The organism is Serinicoccus shuyuelongi (genome assembly GCF_045032955.1).
Lineage (GTDB): Bacteria > Actinomycetota > Actinomycetes > Actinomycetales > Dermatophilaceae > Ornithinicoccus.
In genome coordinates this window covers 42,222-60,578 of the sequence record NZ_JBJFZU010000002.1, presented here as the reverse complement: position 1 = coordinate 60,578, position 18,357 = coordinate 42,222, and the positions used below count along the sequence as shown (strand labels likewise).

The window sequence follows — 18,357 nt, the reverse complement described above, 5'->3', positions numbered from 1 at the left end:
GCCCGCACCGGAACGCCCGTGAGCGAGACGTTCCCCTTCGCCTTCGCCCCCTCGTACCGTCTCCCCGCCGCCGCCCTCGGCATCCGCCCCGGCACCGCCGAGGTGGTCGTGGACGGGCACGAGCTGGTGGTCCGCTTCGGGCCCTGGCGGCTGCGCACGCCGTTGACGAACGTCGTGGACACCCAGGTGACCGGAGGGTTCGCCTGGCTGAAGACGGCCGGCCCGCCGCACCTGTCGTTCAGCGACCGAGGGGTCACCTTCGCGACCAACGGCGACCGGGCGCTGTGCCTCACCTTCGCCACGCCGGTCCCGGCCATCGAGCCGACCGGCCGTCTCCGGCACCCGGGCGCGACGGTCACCGTCGCCGACCCGCTGGCACTGCAGTCGACCCTGGCCGGGAGCACGTGAGCGGGCAGCCCCGGGCGGGCTTCGTCGACTGGACCGACCCCGAGCTGCGCGCCGCAGCCGCCGAGACCGGTCCCGACGTGGACGCCGCGCTCGCCCTGGCCCGCCGGCTCTCCCCGACGGCGGCGGAGCCCGGGCACCGTTCCTGGAACTACCTGCGCACGCTCGGCTCGGTGGGCGCCGGCGACCTCACCGTCGCCCGGGTGGTCGAGCCGCACCTGGACGCCCTGGCGATCCTGGGGCAGGCGAGCGGGACGGGGCAGGCATACCTGCCGCCGGAGGGGAGCACCTGGGGCGTGTATGCCGCGCACGCCCCGGGCAGCCACCTGCGGGCCGTACGCGCCGGGACGGGGTGGCGTCTGCACGGCACCAAGCCCTGGTGCTCGCTGGCCGACCAGCTCAGCCACGCGGTCGTCACCGCGCACGACGAGACGGTGGATGACGGCGGGGACGGCGGCGCGGGTGGCGACGACGCAGGTGACGGCATCGAGCGGCGCCGGGCCTTCGTGGTGGAGCTCGCCGCGGCCGGCGTCCAGCACCCCGAGGCGCCCTGGGCAGCCCGGGGACTGCCGCACGTGCGCAGCACCGCCGTGGACTTCGACGACGTCCCGGCGACCCCGGTCGGGCCCCCCGGCTGGTACCTGGAGCGGCCCGGCTTCGCCTGGGGCGGCATCGGGGTGGCGGCCGTCTGGCTCGGGGCGGCCTGCGCGCTCGCCGAGGCGGTGCTGGTCCGGGCCCGGTCCCGGACCCCCGACCAGATCGCCCACCTGCACCTCGGTCGGCTGGACGCCGCGCTGCGCGCCGCGGAGCTGGCCCTGCGGGACGCCGCCGACCGGATGGACCGGGTCGGTGGGGACGCGGCGCACGCGGGCACCGCTGCGCCGGCCGGGGCCCAGGCCCAGGCACTGCTGGCCGCCCGGTGCCGGGACGCGGCTGCGCTCGCCGCCGAGACCGCCCTGACCGAGGTCGCCCGCGCCCTCGGGCCGGCGCCGCTGGCCACCGACGAGGCGCACGCCGCCCGGGTCGCCGACCTCACCCTCTACGTGCGCCAGCACCACGGCGAACGCGACCTCGCCCGCACCGGCGCCCTCCTGGTCGGCGGGCCGGGATGAGCCGCGGGCGGTCGTCGTGGGGCCGCCCGGATCCTGCGGCGGGAGAGCTCCGTCGGGTCCTGGACGAGCGGTGGGCCTCGGTGCCGGCGGTGCCGGCGTCCACGTTCCTCGGGCGGTGGACCCGACTCCTGGTCGTCTCCCCGCACCGGGACCGGGTGCCGACCGGGCTGGAGGCGCTGTGCGCCGACGCGTCGCGGGCCGGTGTCGAGGTGGTCGTCTCCGACGACCGGCCCGGGCACGCTTCCTCGGGGAGCCCGTCGGGGCGGACCCTCGTGATCGCACCGTGGACGAGTGAGGAGCCCTTCGAGCAGCACGGTGCGGACGTCGAGGTCGCCCACCACCTGTCCCGTGACGGGGCGGCCGAGCACGCCGAGCTGCCCTGGTCCCGGCTGCTGGTCCTCGAGGCCTCCCCGGAGGTGGCCTGCGCCCCGCACCCGGACGGGTCCGCACCGCCCCCGCTCATCCCCGGCTGCACGGTGCTCGTCACGCGCCGCGACGCGAGCGGGGAGTCGCTCGACCGACCCCACCTCGAACCGCGACCCCAGCCCCGGGGCGCCACCTTCGACGCGATGTTCGACGACGGTGAGGACCCCTGGGACAGCGGCAGCTGGTACGAGCGACGCAAGCGCGCGCTCACCCTGGCGATGCTCCAGCGCCCGCGGTATGCCCGGGTGCTGGACCTCGGCTGCTCCACCGGGGTGCTCACCCGCGAGCTCGCCGGCCGGGCGGACGTGGTCACGGGGGTCGACGCCAGCGCGCGGGCGCTGGCCGTGGCCGGGCGGGACACCCCGCCCGGTGTCGTGTGGGTCCACGGGGAGGCCCCTGCGGTCCTCGAAGGCCTCGACCACCTCGATGACGTCGCCCTTCTCGACCACCCCGACCTGCTCGACCTCGCCGTCGTGTCCGAGGTGGGCTACTTCCTCACGCCCTTCGAGTGGTGGCTCACCCTGGGCGCCCTGGTGCGCCGGTTGGCGCCCGGCGGGGAGCTCGTGCTGGTGCACTGGCGGCACGCCACCGCGGACATCCCTCTCGACGGTCCCTCCGTGCACGCCGCCGCCCGGACGGTGCTGGCGCCGCTGGTGCGCAGCCGGCACGAGGACCCGGACTTCCTGGTCGACACCTTCGGGGTGGCACCGTGATCCTCTCGGTGCACGTCGTCATCCCGGCCCGGGACGAGCAGGAGCTGCTCTCCCGCTGCCTGCTCGCGGTGAGGCAGGCCATCGCGCACGCCACCGCGGTCCGCCCCGGGCTGATCTGCCGGGCCACGGTCGTCCTGGACAGCTGCCTGGACGACTCGGCCCTGGTCGTCGCCCAGGGCGGTGCCCGCGCGCTGGTGGTGCAGCACGGCCTGGTCGGTGCGGCCAGGGACAGCGGTGCCCGGGTTGCCCTGGCGGAGGACGCCGCGGCGGGGGTGCCCGCCTCCCGGACCTGGCTGGCCAGCACCGACGCCGACACGGTCGTTCCCCCGCACTGGATCTCCGGACAGCTCGCGCTGGCCGAGAACTACGACGCCGTCATCGGGACCGTGCAGCCGCTGGGGCTGACCGACCCGCAGCTGCTGGCCCAGTGGCACCTGCGGCATCAGCTGCGGGAGGGCCACCCGCACGTGCACGGGGCCAACCTGGGGGTGCGCGGCTCCACCTACCTGCAGATCGGCGGGTTCCGACCGATCAGCAGCGACGAGGACGTCGACCTGGTGCGCCGGATCCGGGCCCGCACCGACCGGTGGGTCGCCACCGACACCGTGCGCGCGGACACCTCGGCCCGGATGCAGGGCCGTCTGCGTGGTGGCTTCTCGGACTACCTGACGACGCTGCGCGGCACGGTCACCGAGGAGGCGGGCTGAGATGAGGATCGCGATGCTCGCCACCTCCCGGCACCCCGTCCGGGAGCCGTACGCGGGCGGTCAGGAGTCGCATACCGCGGTGCTGGCCCGCGGGCTGCGCGAGCTGGGTCACCACGTGCGGCTGTACGCCCGCGCCGGCACCGACCCCGGGCTCGCCGACGAGATCGTCCCCTACCCCGACCTGCCGCCGCTGAGCGCGGTGGCCGCGGTCGACCCGGCGCTGCCGGAACCGGAGTTCCTGCGTGACCACGCGGCCTTCCTCGCCGCCGTCCGCGACCTGCTGGCCCGCCCGGACGTCGACGTGGTCCACAACCAGAGCCTGCACTTCCTGCCGCTCGCCCTGAGCGAGGTGCTGCCGGCCCCGCTGGTGACGACGCTGCACACCCCGCCCTTCCCGTGGATGGAGCTGGGCATCGCGCTGGCCGGCCCGCGGGCGGCCTACGTCTGCGTGTCGGCCGCCAGCGCCGCGGACTGGACCACCCTGCCGCGCCCGCCGCAGGTCGTCCCGAACGGGGTGAGCGACGACGACGGCGGCCCCGGGCCCGGCGGTGAGGACCTGGTGTGGGTCGGGCGGCTGACCGCGGTGAAGGGAGCGGACCTCGCCATCCGCGCGGCCCGCGCGGCCGGACGTCGGCTCGCGCTGGTGGGCCCGGTCAGCGACCCGGAGTGGTATGCCCACGCCGTCGCCCCCGAGCTCGGTCGGGACGTGGAGCACCACGGCCACCTGGCGCACGCGGACATCGCCCGGCTGGTGCGTGCCAGTGCCGCGACCCTGGTGACCCCGCGCTGGGACGAGCCGTTCGGTCTGGTCGCGGCCGAGTCCACCGTGTGGGGGACGCCGGTGGTGGCCATCGACCGGGGCGGCCTCCGCGAGGTGGTGCGGGAGGGTACCGGGGTGCTGGTCGACGACCGTGGCGCGAGCGAGGCCGCGGTGGTGACCCGCCTGCGGGACGGGGTGCAGCAGGCGGTCTCGCTGCCCCGCCCGGAGGTGCGCCGGCGGGCGCTGGCCCACCTGGGCGCCGACGTCATGGTCGAGCGGTACCTGCAGGTCTACCGCGACCTGCAGGCCCGCCCTGAGGTGAAGGCCCACCCCGTCGCCCTGTCCGGGGTGCTCTCGTGACGACCATCGGCTGGTATGCCCACCACCACGGCGCGGGGCACCGGACGCGGGCCCGGGTGGTGGGCGCCGAGCTGCTCGCCCGGGGGGCGGAGGTCACCGTGCTCGGGTCGGGGCTGGACGAGCCGACGCTGCGGACGGCGGGGCTGGGGTGCGTCGAGCTGCCGCTGGACCACCCGTTGGCTCCCGGCGTGGCGCTCGAGGACGTGGACGCCGAGGTGGGTGGCCTGCTGCACTGGGCCCCTCGTGGCCACCCCGGCCTGCGGGCCCGGATGGCACGGATCGCGGCCTGGCTGGAGGCCGAGCGTCCTGCCGTGCTCGTCGTCGACGTGTCCACCGAGGTCGCCCTGCTCGCGCGGCTGCTCGGCATCCCCGTCGTGCTGGTGGCCCAGCCCGGGGACCGCCGGGACGAGGCGCACACCACCGCGCTGCGCTGCGCCACCGCGGTGCTGGCCCCCTGGCCGGCGTGGGCCACCCCGGCGATCTGGCGCACGGCGATCGCGGTGCCGCAGCCGGACCTGGTGGCGGTCGGTGGGGTGGCCCAGGAGGCGGTCGGAGCGAGCGACGCGCCCCGGGCCGGCGCGGGACGTCGCACCGGCCTGGTCCTGGCCGGCGGAGAGGGCTTCGACGACCCCGGCGTGCCCGAGCAGGTCCGGGCCGCGGTCCCCGATCTCGACTGGGTCGTCCTGGACGGCCGCACCTGGGTCCCGGACGTCCGGGCGCTGATCGCGGACAGTGCGGTGGTGGTCGCGCACGCCGGTCAGAACGCTGTGGCCGACATCGCCCGGCACGCCCGCCCGGCCGTGCTCACCCCGCAGCAGCGGCCCTTCGCGGAGCAGCAGCACCTGGCCGCTGCCCTGGGCCGGCAGGGGCTGGCCGTGCTCGCCGGACCGACGCAGGTGCGCGAGCACGGGTGGGCCGCCCTGGTGGCCCGCGCCCGCGCCGAAGGGGGCAGGGGCTGGGGCCGCTGGGAGTGCGCCGGTGCCGCGGGTCGGGCCGGCGACCTGATCGAGAGGGTGGCGCATGGCTGACCGGGTCGGTGTCGTCACCGTCGCCCACGGACGGCACGCCCACTTGCGGGAGCAGCGCCGGGTCCTCACCCGGGTCGCGCCAGGGGTGCGCCACCTCGTGGTCGCGATCGACGACGAGGAGATCAGCGCGGTGGCGGGTCCCGGCGCCGACGTGCTGCACCTGCCCACCGACCCGCGGGGGCTCCCGCTGGCCCGTGCCCGCAACCTCGGCGTCTCGACCGCGATCGAGGCGGGGTGCGCCCTGGTGGTGCTGCTGGACGTCGACTGCGTGCCCGCCCCCGGGGCGGTCGAGGCCTACGTCGCGGCGGCCGCCCGAGCGCCTGGGAGCCTGCTGGCCGGCCCGGTGACCTACCTGCCCGAGGGTCGGGACGTGCCCCAGGACCCCCAGGACCTGCTCGCGCTCAGCGACCCGCACCCGTCCCGGCCCGCGCCCCCGGCGGGGGAGGTGGTCACCGGCGGCGACCACCGTCTGTTCTGGTCGCTGAGCGCCGCGCTGGACGTCGCGACCTGGACCCGGATCGGGGGCTTCGACGAGGATTACGTCGGCTACGGCGCGGAGGACACCGACTTCGGGTCGCGGGCCCGGGCCCGCGGCGTCGACCTGGTCTGGGTCGGGGGAGCGGAGGCCTTTCACCAGCACCACCCGGTGTCGCGGCCCCCGGTCGAGCACCTCGAGGACATCGTGCGGAACGCCACGCTCTTCCACCGACGGTGGGGTCACTGGCCGATGTCCGGGTGGCTGGAGGAGTTCGCCCGTCGTGGCCTGGTCGACTGGTCCGAGGCGGAGCTGACGCTGAAAACCACTGGAGGACCCGGCTAGCGCTTGCCAGACTGCCCGGATGACCTCCAGCGACGTGTGGGGGCCCGACGCGGCCGCCCGGTACGACGAGTCCTCCGCCTCCATGTTCACGCCGGAGGTGCTCGACCCCACGGTGGACCTGCTGGCCGGGCTGGCCGGTGACGGGAGGGCGCTGGAGCTGGCGATCGGGACGGGGAGGGTCGGCATACCCCTGGCCGAGCGTGGGGTGCCGGTGTACGGCATCGAGCTGTCCGAGCCGATGGTCGCCCAGCTGCACCGGCGGCGCCCGGAGCTGCCGGTGGTCGTCGGCGACATGGCGCAGGCGCGGGTGGAGGGGACCTTCTCGCTGGTCTACCTCGTGTACAACACCATCGGCAACCTGCGCACCCAGGAGAAGCAGGTCGCCTGTTTCGCCAACGCCGCCCAGCACCTGGAGCCGGGCGGGCGCTTCGTCGTCGAGGTCGGTATGCCGGCCCTGCGCCGGTTCCCGCCGGGCCAGCGGGCGGTGCCCTTCCACGTCGGGGAGCAGCACGTCGGCCTCGACCTCTACGACACGGCGACCCAGCAGGCGGAGTCGCACCACTACAGCCGGCAGCCGGACGGCACCTACCGGCACGAGGTGCTGCACTACCGCTACGTGTGGCCCGCCGAGCTCGACCTGATGGCCAGGCTGGCAGGGATGACGTTGGAACGGCGCACCGCGGACTGGCAGGGCACGCCCTTCACCGGTGACTCCGAGAGCCACGTGTCCATCTGGCGGACCCCGCCGGGCTGACCCCCCTGCGTCAGTGGTGGCGCAGCAGCTTGATCAGCTCGTCCTTGGTCTTGTCCGAGTAGCCGCTCAGGCCGAGCTCCCGGGCACGGTCCTTGAGCTGCTCGACGGTGCGGTCCTCGTAGTCGGAGGCCTCCCCGCCCCGCTCACCGACCGTGTCACGACCCTCGTTGGCCGCGGCGTTGGAGATCCGCGCGGCCTTCCCCTTGGACGCGCCCTCCTCACGTAGCTCCTCGTACAGCTCCGGGTCCTTCAGCGACGGGTTGTCGTTCTCCTTGGGCATGCGCCCGGCTCCTCTCGTGACGTCCCCTGCGGTGGTCGTGGTCGACGCTACTCGCGACGACCGGCACTGTCAGCGCGGTCCGCCAGGGCCTCGGCCGGCCGCAGCACGGCCTGCGCCAGGGCCTCGGCGACCAGCGGTGCCCGGGACTCCGGGAGCCGGGAGTAGCCGATCACCAGCCCGGGGCGCGACCGACCCAGGAAGTAGCCGCTGAGCGCCTCCACCCAGATGCCTGCCGACCGGAGCCGGTCCACGACGGCGGTGTCGGTGCCGCCGTCGGTGTTGCCGTCGCCGTCGTCCAGCAGCACCACCAGGTGCAGCCCGGCCTCGACCCCGGCCACCCGCAGGTCCGGGCACCGCCGCCGCAGCGCGGCCACCAGGGCGTCCCGGCGGGCCCGGTAGAGACGCGCGGCCCTGCCCAGCTGCCGACCCAGGGCCCCGCTGCCCACCAGGTGCGCCAGGGCACGTGCGGCCACCGGTGAGGCACCCAGGGAGAGCTGGTCCTGCGCGCGCCGCACCGCGGCCAGCAGGTGCGGGGGCGGCACCACCCAGGCCAGCCCCAGGTCGGGGGTCAGCACCTTGGATGCGGTGCCGACGTAGGCGACGCACCCGGCGCCGCCCGGCACCGAGCGCAGCGCCGGCATCGGGGCGACGCCGTAGCGGAACTCGCCGTCGTAGTCGTCCTCCACCACCAGCGTCCCCTGCCGGTGCGCGAGGTCGACGAGCTCCCCGCGGCGGGCGACCGGCATCCGGGCCCCCAGCGGGTACTGGTGCGCCGGGGTGAGGTAGACCGCCGCGTCGGTGGGCCGCAGCAGCCCCGGATCCAGGCCGTCCTCGTCGACCGGCACCGGCCGCACCCCTGCCCCGGCACCGACGAACGCCGCCCGCGCCCGCCGGTAGCCGGGGTCCTCGACCGCGACGTCGGCCCCGGCGAGCCCGGCGGCCACGGCGAGCAGGGTGAACGCGGCGCTCGCACCGGGCACCACGACCACCTCGTCCGGGGTCGCGGTCACCCCGCGCATCCGACGCAGGTGTCCGGCCAGGGCCTCCTGCAGCTCCGGGTGCTGAACCCGGCTCAGCGCCTCGGCCCCCGGGGGGTCGGGTATGCCGTGTCGCCAGGCCGCGCGCCAGTCCCGCGTGGAGATGAGGGCGGGCTCGGCGTGCCCGGGCCGCAGGTCCAGCGCATCAGGCGGCGGGGTGGGTGCCCCGAGACCGGTGTCCTCCACCGGCCCCGCGAGGCTGCGCCCCACCGGCGGCGGGGGACCGGCGCTGCGGCGGGCGGCCTCCGCCGCGCCCTCGACCACGAACGTGCCGCTGCCCGGACGTGCCTCGAGGTAGCCCGCCGCGGTCAGCTCGTCGTAGGCCGCGACCACCGCTCCGCGGCCGATGCCCAGCTGTCCGGCCAGCCGGCGGCTCGGCAGCAGCGCGTCCCCCGGGTGCAGGGCGCCGGAGGCCAGGGCGTCGACCACCGCGGTGGCCAGCCGTCGGGGCAGCGGACCGGTGCCGGGGAGACGGGTCGGACCTTGCCAGGTGGGGTGCGGCATACCGAAGAGCCTAAGTGGTCCTATCGATGATGCGGTAAGTGGACCTGGAGATCGGACCACTTGCCGGTCAGGATCGATCCATGAGTGATCTCACGACCCTGACCCGCAAGCCCGACCGCGGCACGGACGAGCGCGCCGCCCTCGACGAGCTCCTGGACAGCGTCCCGGTCGGGGTGCTCTGCACCGTGCTGGACGGTATGCCCTGGTCGGTCCCGCTGCTGCTGGCCCGGGACGGGGACAGGGTGCTGCTGCACGGCTCCACCGGCGCGGGGGCGCTGCGCCACCTGGCCGACGGGGCACCGCTGACGATGACCGTCTTCGCGCTGGACGGGTTGGTGGTCGCGCACACCGCCTTCGACTCCTCCGCCAACTACCGCAGCGCGGTGCTGCGCGGCAGTGCGGAGGTGCTGCGGGGGGAGGTCGCGGAACGGGCCCTGGAGGCCCTGACGGACAGGCTGCTGCCGGGACGGACCGAGGAGGTCCGGGCCAGCACCGGACGCGAGGTGGCGGCCACCGTGGTGCTGGCGCTGCCGATCACCGAGGGCGCCTGGCTGTTCAAGGGCCGGGCCGGAGGGTCGGGCGAGCCCGAGGAGGGGAGTGCGGACGTCTGGACCGGGGTCGTCCCGCTGCGGACGGTGGCCGGCCCGCTCGAACCCGACCCGTGGAACGGCTCCGGGGCACCGGTGCCGCCCTCGGTGCGACGGGTGCAGCAGGCATACCCCGGGCTCGGCTGAGCCCGCCCTCCGGGGGACGTATCTGGGCGGTCCCCCGACGACTCCCGGCAGTGTGCAGGAACCCCTGCGCCCGACGAGGAGGTCACCATGAAGGCACGACGACGGGCCGGTCTCGCCGGCCTCCTGCTGGCGGCGGTGGCGCTCGCCCCCGCCGCCGTCTCCGCCCCGAGCGCCACGGCGGCGCCCAGCTGCGGGATCACCTGGGGCTCGCTGCCCAAGGACACCGGTGTCGACCTGGGCTCCGGGCCGATCACCGACGTCCGGTCCGGGCGGCACGGCTGCTTCGACCGTGTCGTCATCGACATCTCCGGGGACGCCGGCGACCACCGGGTCCGCTACGTCAGCACCTACCGGGCACCGGGCAGCGGCGCCGCCCTGTCGCTGCGCGGCGGGGCCAGGCTGGAGGTGCTGGTGGGCAACCCGACCTACGACCCGGACACCGGGGAGGCCGTCTACGACCCGGCCGACCGGGCGAACCTGGTCGACGTCACCGGCTACGACACGCTGCGCCAGGTCCGGCTGGGCGGCAGCTTCGAGGGCCAGACCTCCCTCGGCCTCGGTGTCCGGGCACGGCTGCCGATGCGGGCCTTCGTGCTGGACGGCCCCGGCGCGGGGCAGCGGCTGGTGGTGGACGTCGCCCACCGGTGGTGAGAGGTCCGCCCGTCGCGCTGTGCCACCCACTGACAGTGCACGATGGGGGGATGGAGAACGCCGGAGTCGCCCGACTGCTCGACCACGCCATCTGGTGGCACGTCTACCCGCTGGGTGCCCTCGGCGCCCCGGCCGTGCTGGAGGGCGCCGACGCCGTCGAGCACCGGCTGCCACGGCTGGAGGCCTGGCTCGAGCACGTCGTCGGCACCGGCTGCTCCGGACTGCTGCTGGGCCCGGTGTTCGCCTCCTCCAGCCACGGCTACGACACCCTCGACCACCACCGGATCGACCCCCGGCTGGGTGACGAGGCCGACCTGGACCACCTGCTCGAGAAGTGCCGGGAGCGTGGCCTCGCGGTGCTGCTGGACGGTGTCTTCAACCACGTCGGGGTCGACCACCCGCTGGCCCGCGCCGCGCGCGACGGCTCGGACGGCTCGGACGGCTCGGGTGGGGCGGCCGCCGAGGACCCGACCGCGGGCATGCTCAAGCGTGGCCCCGACGGCGCCCCGGCCACCTGGGAGGGCCACGGCGGTCTGGTCGAGCTGGACCACACCGACCCGCGGGTGGAGGAGCTGGTGGTCGAGGTGATGCTGCACTGGCTGCGGCGCGGGATCGCCGGCTGGCGTCTCGACGTCGCCTACGCGGTGCCCGCCGGTTTCTGGGCCCGGGTGGTCGCCCGGGTCCGCCAGGAGTTCCCCGACGCGCTCTTCGTCGGCGAGGTCATCCACGGCGACTACCCGGCGTTCGTCGAGGCCAGCGGCCTGGACACGCTCACCCAGTACGAGCTGTGGAAGGCCGTCTGGAGCGCGGTCCTGGACACCAACTGCTGGGAGCTGGCGCACGCCCTCGAACGGCACGACGCGCTGCTGGAGACCTTCGTGCCGCAGACCTTCGTCGGAAACCACGACGTCACGAGGATCGCCACCCGGGTCGGGGACGAGGGCGCTGTGCTCGCGCTCGCGGTGCTGATGACCGTCGGCGGGATGCCCTCGATCTACTACGGCGACGAGTACGCCTTCCACGGGACCAAGGAGGAGCGGCTCGGCGGCGACGACGCCATCCGTCCCGCGCTGCCCGCCGGCCCGACCGACCTGCCCACGGACGGGCACTGGATGCTGACCCTGCACCGTGAGCTCATCGGCCTGCGCCGACGGCATCCGTGGCTGGCCCGGGCCCGCACGGTGGTGGAGGACCGCACCAACGAGACCCTCACCTACACCAGCTCCTCCGGTGACGACTGGCTGCGCGTCCACGTGGCGCTCACCCCCGAGCGCTGCGTCACCGTGACCGGTCCCGAGGGCACCCTGTTCGGATGGGCGGCCTGAACGCGCATACCGTGGGGGGATGAGCGAACTCGTCCTCGTGGCCAATGCCGCCGACAGCACCGTCAGCACCTTCCGCGTCGAGACCTCCGGCACCCCGGAGGCGGCGCCGTCGCTGACGAGGATCGCGGTGACCGAGGTGGGCGAGGGTTGTGGCACCTTCGTCGTCGACCCCGACCGCGACCTGGTGTATGCCGCCGCGAAGGGTGACCCGCCCGGGATCGACGTCTTCTCGCTGGAGCGGGAGAGTGGGGCCCTGGTGCACCTGTCCCGGACCGACGTCGCCTCCTCGATGAGCTACCTCTCGCTCGCCCAGGGCGGGACGCTGCTGGTGGCGGCGTCCTACGGCGGCGGCACCGCCCAGGTCTTCCCGGTGGACGGCGACGGCAACGTCGAGGAGCCCACCGCCGAGGTCTCCTGGCCGAACGCGCACTGCGCCGCGGTGGCCGCCGACGGGCGCGGGCTGTACGTGGTGTCCCTGGGCGCCGACGTGGTCGCCCAGTACTCGCTGTCGCCCGCGGGGCAGCTGAGCCCGCTGGCGCCGCCGACCGCCGAGGCCCCCGCCGGGTCCGGCCCGCGACACCTGGTGCTCTCCGCGGACGAGCGGGTGGCGTACGTGATGACCGAGTTCTCCGGGGAGGCGCTGACCCTGGCCCGGGACACCGCGACCGGTGTGCTGACGCCGGTCGGTGCCGTGCCCGCGTACGCCCGGGACCGTGGACTCTCGCACAGCGAGCTGGGCGCCGACCCGGTCGCTGGGCAGCTGGTGTGGGGCGCCGACCTGCACCTGGCCCGCGGCGGCCGCTTCCTGCTCTGCAGCGAGCGCACCGCGTCGACGCTGGTGAGCCTGCCGGTGGGCGAGGACGGGACCCTGGGCGAGGCCGTGTCGCTGGTGGACACGGTGCGCCAGCCCCGCGGCTTCGCCGTGCTGGCCGACGGCGAGCACGCCGTGGTCGCCGGTGAGCAGGACACCGACGTCGCGCTGGTGGCGGTGGCCGAGGACGGCACCCTCACCGAGCTGGCCCGCGTGGAGACCGGAGCCGGCGCCAACTGGGTCCGCAGCGTCGTCCTCTGAGCCTCCCCTCACCCCGACCGGGCGTCGCCCGTGGTTGCCCTCACCCCGACCGGGCGTCGCCCGTGGTTGCCCTCAGCCCAGTGCGGCGCGGATCTCCTGCTCCTCGGCATCCGTGAGGCCCACCGGGCGGGGTGACTCGCGGGCCTCCTCGTAGGCGAGGGTGTCGGCCAACGTCTCGGCCAAGGGACGGGTATGCAGTCCGGCTGCCCGGGCGCGCCCGGTCCCCATCACGGCGAAGTGCCGCAGCGCGGGGTCGTCGATCCACAGCGGCAGTGACCGCGGCCCCATCCACGGCCGCACCCCGAGCCTGGTCAGCTCTGCGACCGGGACCGGCCGCAGGGGCACCGTCGCCCCGGCGACCCGGGCGGACTCCTCCAGCACCGTCCCCAGCGTGGTCGGCGGGCCGGTGACGTTGAACGCCCCGTCCAGCCGCTGCTCGGCGGCGTGCACCACCCAGGCCGCGATGTCCCGGACGTCGATGAAGGCCACCGGGAAGTCGAGGTCGTCCGGCACGACGACGTCCGGACCGCTGGGATGGGCGAGGCGCCACGGCCAGTAGCCGACCCGGGCAGAGTCGTCGCCAGGCCCACCGATCAGCCCGGCCCGCACCAATGTCGCGGTGCCACCACCGGCACGCGCCCCCTCGGTCACCGCGCGCTCGCAGGCGACCTTGGCCGGCCCGTACTCCTCCACCGAGGTCATCGCCTCACCCTCGAGCGGCTCCAGCAGCGGGGTGTCCTCGTCGTACCCGGGAGCGGAGGCGGCGGCATACACGTTGGCGGTGGAGACGAAGACCCAGTGACGCGTGCGGAGCTCGGAGACGGCCCGCCGGACCTGCCCCGGCTGCCGCGTGACGTCGACGACGACGTCCCACTCCTCGTCGCGCACCGCCGACAGCCCGTCCGGGTCGTCCCGGTCGCCGCGCACGAAGGTCACGCCCTCGGGCGGGTCCGCCGACCCGCGCGCGAGGCAGGTCACCTGGTGGCCGCGGGCCAGCGCCCGGGTGGCGACGGTGGAGCCGAGGTGGGCGGTGCCGCCCAGCAGGAGCAGTCTCATGGCACAGGTCTAGCAGGGGTCGGCGTGCGCTAGCGGGTGGGGTCGATCACGGTGATGCCGGCGACCGGGGCCCGGTCGAAGCCGGGAAGGAGCTCGGCGGCCTCCGCCAGCCCGATGGTGCGCTCGATCAGACGCTGCGGCTGCAGCGACCCCTGCTCGATGAGGGCCAGCATCCCGGGGTAGTCGACCGCAGCCATCCCGTGGCTGCCGAGCAGGTCGAGCTCCCAGCCGATCACCCGGTCCATCGGCACCCGCGGGTGACCGTCCATGGCGGGGAGCAGCCCGATCTGCACGTGCCGGCCGCGCCGGCGCAGGCTGCGGATCGCGTCGGCGCAGGTTCCGGCGCTCCCCACGGCGTCCACCGAGACGTGCGCGCCACCTCCGGTGAGCTCGGCGACCGTGTCCGGGACGGCGCCGGCACCATCGGCGCCGTCGCCGCCCACTGCCCCGCCCTCGTCGCCGACCAGGACCGTGTGCTCGGCCCCCAGCCCGGCAGCGACCCGGAGCGCCTCCGCGTTCCGGTCGACGGCGACCACCCTCGCCCCGAGCGCCCGGGCGATCATCACCGCGCTCAGCCCGACCCCGCCGGCGCCGACCACGCAGACCCACTCCCCGGCGGTGACACGTGCGCGCGCGACCAGGGCCCGGTATGCCGTCGCGAAGCGGCAGCCGAGGGCGGCAGCGGTCGCGAGGTCGACGTCGTCGGGGACGGCCACCAGGTTCACGTCGGCGGCATGGACGGCCACCAGCTCGGCGAACGAACCGTCGTGCGTGAAACCGGGCTGCTGCTGGTCGGGGCAGACCTGCGCGTCACCGGCCAGGCACCAGGTGCACCGACCGCACCCGCAGACGAAGGGCACCGTGACGCGCTCCCCGCCGTGCCACTGCCGCACCGACGCGCCGACCGCGGCGACGTGCCCGGCGAGCTCGTGCCCCGGCACATGGGGGAAGGTGATGCCGTCGTCGTGCCCGGCCCACGCGTGCCAGTCGCTGCGGCACAGCCCCGTCGCGGTGACCCGGACGAGCACCCCGTCCTCGGGCAGGGCAGGGTCGGGGACGGCGTCCACCCGGGGCAGTGCGCGGGCGGCATCCAGGACGAGGGCTCGCATGCGGCCATCCTCCCAGGCGAGGGCAGCATACCTGACAGCGCTGTTATATTAGCGCTGTGACATCCGACGACCCGACCCGCGAGAGCCGCCTCCGGCAGCTCTTCGAGGTCCTCGCCGAGATAGACACGGCCATCACCGAGGCCTACCGGGCGCGCGGTCAGGGCCAGGTCCGCAGCCGCTATGTGCTGCCGTTGGTGCGCCTGGCCCACCTCGGTCCGATGACGATCACCGAGCTGGCCCGCGAGCTGGACCGGACCCACTCGGCGCTCAGCCAGACCATCAGTCAGATGCGGCAGGCCGAGCTCGTGAGCAGCGAGGTCGGTGAGGACGGGCGTACCCGCGTCATCACCCTCACCGGCCGAGGGCGCGCCCTGGTGCCCCTCGCCGAGGACGAGTGGCGGGCCACCGAGGCCGCGATCGCCGAGCTCGAGGCCGAGCTGCCGTATGCCGCCAGCCAGGTCGCCGCGGACATGGCCGCCGCGCTGGCGCGGCGCTCGTTCGCCGAACGGCTGGACGACCACCTGCCGCCCGGACCCCTCGAGTGAGCCGGTGAGCCCGCGGGGGGCGTTGATCGACCTGACCCCGCTGCACCGCAGCGCGCCGTTCCGGCGGCTGTGGCTGGGCGGGATGCTGGCCGGTCTGGGGGCGCAGATCGCCGTGGTCGGCGTGCTCTTCCAGGTGTGGGAGCTGACCCGCAACCCCTTCTGGGTCGCGGCGCTCGGGCTGGCGCAGGCCGGTCCGATGATCGTCATGGGCCTGGTCGGCGGGCCGGTGGCCGACGTGCTGGACCGTCGGAAGGTCGGCCTCTGGGCGACCGCAGGCCAGTCGCTGGCGGCGTTGGCGCTGGCCACCCAGATCCTGCTCGGGGCCTACCCGTTGCCGCTGCTCCTCGTGCTGATCAGCGTGCAGACGGCCTTCGGTGCGCTGGGTGCCCCGGCCCGCCGCACGTTCACCGTGCGGCTGCTGGACCGGTCGCTGGTGCCCGCCGGGATCGCCCTGCAGATGGTGAGCTTCCAGGCGGCCATGCTGGTCGGTCCGGCGCTGGGAGGGGTGCTGATCGGCGCCACGTCGGTGGCGGTCTGCTACCTGGTGAATGCGGTGGCCCTGCTGATCAGCTGGTGGTCGGTGTGGTCACTACCGGCGATGCCGCCGCGGCGGGGGGTGCCCTCCGCACGGTCCGCGGACCCGGCGCGGGCGACCGCCCGGCTGCGTCGCCGTCTGCGGCGGGCGCTGGTGATGATCGGCGAGGGCGTGCAGCAGGTGCGCCGCAACCCGGTGCTGCGCGGGTCCTTCCTGCTCGACCTGGCAGCCACCCTGCTGGCCTTTCCGGTGGCGCTCTTCCCGATGGTCAACACCGAGCTCTTCGACAGCGACCCGCGCACCCTGGGCCTCTTCCTCAGCAGCATCGCCGTCGGCGGGGTGAGCGCGGGCCTGGCGTCGGGGCTGGTCACCCGGACCGCCCATCTGGGGCGGGTGCAGCTGCTCGCGGTCGGGGTGTGGGGCGTCGCGCTGGTCGGCTTCGGTGCCGCCGCCCTGGCCGGGACGGCGTGGCTGTGCCTGGCGTTCCTGGTGGTCGCCGGGGCGGCCGACACCGTCTCGGTGACCTCCCGTGCGGCCATGGTCCAGCTCGCCACCGCCGACAGCCACCTCGGCCGCGTCTCCGCGGTGGAGCACGTCATCGGGGTCGCGGGACCGGACATCGGCAACGCCCGCGCCGGGGCGGTGGCCGGGCTGACGACGCCCGCCTGGTCGGCGTTGCTGGGTGCCCTCGCCTGCCTCGGTGCGTCCGCCTGGGTGGCGCTGCGGCACCGCGAGGTGGCGGACTTCGTCGTCGAGGACTAACGCCAGCCGAGCTCGCCGGCGACCTCCAGGACCCCCTCGATGACGTGCGCGCAGTAGTCGACGCCGAGCTGGTTCGGCACCGTCAGCAGCAGGGTGTCCGCGGCGGCGATCGCCTCGTCCTGCGCCAGCTGACGCGCCAGCTCCTCCGGCTCGGCGGCATACGTCTTGCCGAAGGTCGCGCGTCCGCCGTCGATGATGCCGACCTGGTCCGCGCTGCGCCGCTCCAGCCCGAAGTAGGCGTGGTCCTGGGCGGTGCGCAGCGGGAAGATGCTGCGGCTGACCGAGGTGCGTGGCTCGCGGGTGTGGCCGGCGGCGGCCCAGGCGTCGTGGAAGAGCTGGATCTGCTGGGCCTGGAGCTGGTGGAAGGGCAGACCGGCGTCCTCGGTGAGCAGCGTCGAGCTCATCAGGTTCATCCCCTGCGTGCCGGCCCACTCGGCCGTCGCCCGGCTGCCGGCGCCCCACCAGATGCGGTCCCGTAGCCCCTCGGAGTGCGGCTCGAGCCGGAGGAGCCCGGGCGGGTTGGGGAACATCGGCCGGGGGCTGGGCTGGGCGAAGCCCTCGCCCTCCAGCGCGGTCAGGAAGCGGTCGGTATGCCGGCGCGCCATGTCCGCGTCGCTCTCCTCGTCGCGGGGGTCGTGACCGAAGTGGCGGTAGCCCTCGACGACCTGCTCGGGCGAACCCCGGCTGATGCCGAGCTGCAGCCGGCCACCCGAGATCAGGTCGGCCGCACCCGCGTCCTCCACCATGTAGAGCGGGTTCTCGTAGCGCATGTCGATCACGCCGGTACCGATCTCGATCCGGCTGGTGCGTGCCCCCACGGCCGCGAGCAGCGGGAACGGGGACGCGAGCTGCCGGGCGAAGTGGTGGATGCGGTAGTAGGCGCCGTCCGCGCCGAGCTCCTCGGCCGCGACGGCCAGGTCGATCGACTGCAGCAGCACGTCCGAGGCCGACTGCGTGGCCGACTGGGGGTGCGGGGTCCAGTGCCCGAAGGAGAGAAAGCCGATGCGCTTCATGACAGGGTCAACGCCCCGTGCCGCCGGGCATTCCGCGGCCGGTCACGACGGCCGAGCCAGACCGCCAGCCCGATGCCCGCAGCGGCGCCGAAGAGGTGCGCCTGCCAGGAGACGCCGGTCTGCAGGGGCAGCACGCCCCAGACCATCGAGCCGTAGACCAGGATCACCAGCACGCCGAGCAGTGCCTGCCCCAGGCGTCGGGCGACGAAGCCGTAGACGGCCAGGAAGGCGGCATACCCGTAGACGACACCGCTGGCCCCGATGTGCACGGTGCTCGGGCCTCCGAGGAGCCACACGCCGAGCCCGCCCAGCACCACGACCCCGGTCGTGACCAGCCACAGGTGACGGGTCGAGAGCGCCAGCAACGAGCCCAGCACGAGTAGGGCCAGGGTGTTGGCGACGAGATGGCCGAAGCCGAGGTGCAGGAACGGGCTGAGCACGATCCCGGCCAGGTGGCCCGGATCGCGCGGGCGGATGCCGAACTGGTCCAACGAGAGCGGCAGCAGCAGGTCGACGACCTCGACCACCCACATCAGCGCGACGAGCAGCAGCACGGGCAGCACCCGGCGCCCCCAGGTGGAGAGGTCGCTGCGCTGGGCCGGGCTGCTCATGGGACCAGTGTGCCCTGGTCCGCTGACAGTAGTGGTCC

General features: G+C 75.1%; 20 protein-coding genes. 14 read left to right on the top strand and 6 right to left on the bottom strand.

The genetic code is table 11. The features are described from left to right. Positions 1-18: 18 nt before the first annotated feature. The 8 genes from ACI3EY_RS00535 to ACI3EY_RS00500 all read left to right on the top strand — a co-directional run bounded on the left by ACI3EY_RS00535 (position 19) and on the right by ACI3EY_RS00500 (position 7,085). Positions 19-408 carry a hypothetical protein gene (locus tag ACI3EY_RS00535; protein ID WP_405036918.1) on the top strand — a complete coding sequence of 130 codons (390 nt, stop codon included), beginning with the start codon at positions 19-21 and terminating at the stop codon, positions 406-408. Next, positions 405-1,517 carry an acyl-CoA dehydrogenase family protein gene (locus ACI3EY_RS00530; RefSeq protein ID WP_405039034.1) on the top strand — a complete coding sequence of 371 codons (1,113 nt, stop codon included), beginning with the start codon at positions 405-407 and terminating at the stop codon, positions 1,515-1,517. The genes ACI3EY_RS00535 and ACI3EY_RS00530 overlap by 4 nt, the downstream gene beginning before the upstream one ends. 89 nt (positions 1,518-1,606) lie before the next feature. Beyond that, the gene (locus ACI3EY_RS00525) at positions 1,607-2,656 is read left to right on the top strand and encodes a class I SAM-dependent DNA methyltransferase (RefSeq protein ID WP_405039033.1); all 1,050 of its coding nucleotides are present in this window, start codon (positions 1,607-1,609) and stop codon (positions 2,654-2,656) included. After that, the gene (locus ACI3EY_RS00520; RefSeq protein ID WP_405039032.1) at positions 2,653-3,363 is read left to right on the top strand and encodes a glycosyltransferase family 2 protein; all 711 of its coding nucleotides are present in this window, start codon (positions 2,653-2,655) and stop codon (positions 3,361-3,363) included. The genes ACI3EY_RS00525 and ACI3EY_RS00520 overlap by 4 nt, the downstream gene beginning before the upstream one ends. Position 3,364: 1 nt before the next feature. Further along, the gene (locus tag ACI3EY_RS00515) at positions 3,365-4,483 is read left to right on the top strand and encodes a glycosyltransferase (RefSeq protein WP_405039031.1); all 1,119 of its coding nucleotides are present in this window, start codon (positions 3,365-3,367) and stop codon (positions 4,481-4,483) included. Further along, positions 4,480-5,511 carry a glycosyltransferase gene (locus ACI3EY_RS00510; RefSeq protein ID WP_405039030.1) on the top strand — a complete coding sequence of 344 codons (1,032 nt, stop codon included), beginning with the start codon at positions 4,480-4,482 and terminating at the stop codon, positions 5,509-5,511. Before ACI3EY_RS00515 ends, ACI3EY_RS00510 begins: the two co-directional genes overlap by 4 nt. Next, a complete protein-coding gene (locus tag ACI3EY_RS00505; protein ID WP_405039029.1) occupies positions 5,504-6,331 on the top strand; it encodes a glycosyltransferase family 2 protein in 828 nt (275 codons plus the stop codon). The genes ACI3EY_RS00510 and ACI3EY_RS00505 overlap by 8 nt, the downstream gene beginning before the upstream one ends. A gap of 19 nt (positions 6,332-6,350) precedes the next feature. After that, positions 6,351-7,085, top strand: a complete 735-nt coding sequence (locus tag ACI3EY_RS00500; RefSeq protein WP_405039028.1) for a class I SAM-dependent DNA methyltransferase — start codon at positions 6,351-6,353, stop codon at positions 7,083-7,085. Between the two features lie 10 nt (positions 7,086-7,095). Here the strand turns inward: ACI3EY_RS00500 and ACI3EY_RS00495 are convergent, their stop codons facing one another. After that, positions 7,096-7,365 (bottom strand): DUF7218 family protein, encoded by a 270-nt coding sequence (locus ACI3EY_RS00495; protein WP_405036910.1) that lies wholly within the window; start codon positions 7,363-7,365, stop codon positions 7,096-7,098. A 47-nt stretch (positions 7,366-7,412) separates the two neighbouring features. Continuing rightward, positions 7,413-8,906: a MocR-like pyridoxine biosynthesis transcription factor PdxR gene (pdxR, locus tag ACI3EY_RS00490; RefSeq protein ID WP_405039027.1), complete on the bottom strand. Its 1,494-nt coding sequence runs from the start codon at positions 8,904-8,906 to the stop codon at positions 7,413-7,415. Positions 8,907-8,986: 80 nt separating this feature from the next. Here pdxR and ACI3EY_RS00485 point away from each other — a divergent pair, with 80 nt between their 5' ends. The 4 genes from ACI3EY_RS00485 to ACI3EY_RS00470 all read left to right on the top strand — a co-directional run bounded on the left by ACI3EY_RS00485 (position 8,987) and on the right by ACI3EY_RS00470 (position 12,688). Beyond that, positions 8,987-9,640, top strand: a complete 654-nt coding sequence (locus tag ACI3EY_RS00485) for a pyridoxamine 5'-phosphate oxidase family protein (RefSeq protein WP_405039026.1) — start codon at positions 8,987-8,989, stop codon at positions 9,638-9,640. Between the two features lie 87 nt (positions 9,641-9,727). Further along, complete coding sequence (locus ACI3EY_RS00480; RefSeq protein WP_405036907.1) at positions 9,728-10,291, top strand: AMIN-like domain-containing (lipo)protein; 564 nt, start codon at positions 9,728-9,730, stop codon at positions 10,289-10,291. A 50-nt stretch (positions 10,292-10,341) separates the two neighbouring features. After that, positions 10,342-11,616 (top strand): alpha-amylase family protein, encoded by a 1,275-nt coding sequence (locus ACI3EY_RS00475; protein ID WP_405039025.1) that lies wholly within the window; start codon positions 10,342-10,344, stop codon positions 11,614-11,616. A gap of 19 nt (positions 11,617-11,635) precedes the next feature. Continuing rightward, entirely contained in the window at positions 11,636-12,688 is a 1,053-nt protein-coding gene (locus ACI3EY_RS00470; RefSeq protein WP_405039024.1) for a lactonase family protein, read from the top strand. Positions 12,689-12,760: 72 nt separating this feature from the next. On the opposite strand, the gene ACI3EY_RS00465 is transcribed toward ACI3EY_RS00470, so the two are convergent. Beyond that, positions 12,761-13,744 (bottom strand): NAD-dependent epimerase/dehydratase family protein, encoded by a 984-nt coding sequence (locus ACI3EY_RS00465; protein ID WP_405039023.1) that lies wholly within the window; start codon positions 13,742-13,744, stop codon positions 12,761-12,763. Positions 13,745-13,773: 29 nt separating this feature from the next. Then, entirely contained in the window at positions 13,774-14,853 is a 1,080-nt protein-coding gene (locus ACI3EY_RS00460; RefSeq protein WP_405039022.1) for an alcohol dehydrogenase catalytic domain-containing protein, read from the bottom strand. 56 nt (positions 14,854-14,909) lie between these two features. On the opposite strand from ACI3EY_RS00460, the gene ACI3EY_RS00455 reads away from it, so the two are divergent. After that, a complete protein-coding gene (locus ACI3EY_RS00455) occupies positions 14,910-15,398 on the top strand; it encodes a MarR family winged helix-turn-helix transcriptional regulator (RefSeq protein ID WP_405039021.1) in 489 nt (162 codons plus the stop codon). A gap of 4 nt (positions 15,399-15,402) precedes the next feature. Next, the gene (locus ACI3EY_RS00450) at positions 15,403-16,695 is read left to right on the top strand and encodes an MFS transporter (protein ID WP_405039020.1); all 1,293 of its coding nucleotides are present in this window, start codon (positions 15,403-15,405) and stop codon (positions 16,693-16,695) included. Here ACI3EY_RS00450 and ACI3EY_RS00445 read toward each other — a convergent pair. Both ACI3EY_RS00445 and ACI3EY_RS00440 read right to left on the bottom strand, forming a co-directional pair. Then, complete coding sequence (locus tag ACI3EY_RS00445) at positions 16,692-17,708, bottom strand: LLM class flavin-dependent oxidoreductase (protein WP_405039019.1); 1,017 nt, start codon at positions 17,706-17,708, stop codon at positions 16,692-16,694. The genes ACI3EY_RS00450 and ACI3EY_RS00445 overlap by 4 nt on opposite strands. Further along, positions 17,705-18,319, bottom strand: a complete 615-nt coding sequence (locus tag ACI3EY_RS00440; protein ID WP_405039018.1) for a rhomboid family intramembrane serine protease — start codon at positions 18,317-18,319, stop codon at positions 17,705-17,707. The genes ACI3EY_RS00445 and ACI3EY_RS00440 overlap by 4 nt, the downstream gene beginning before the upstream one ends. Positions 18,320-18,357 lie beyond the last annotated feature (38 nt).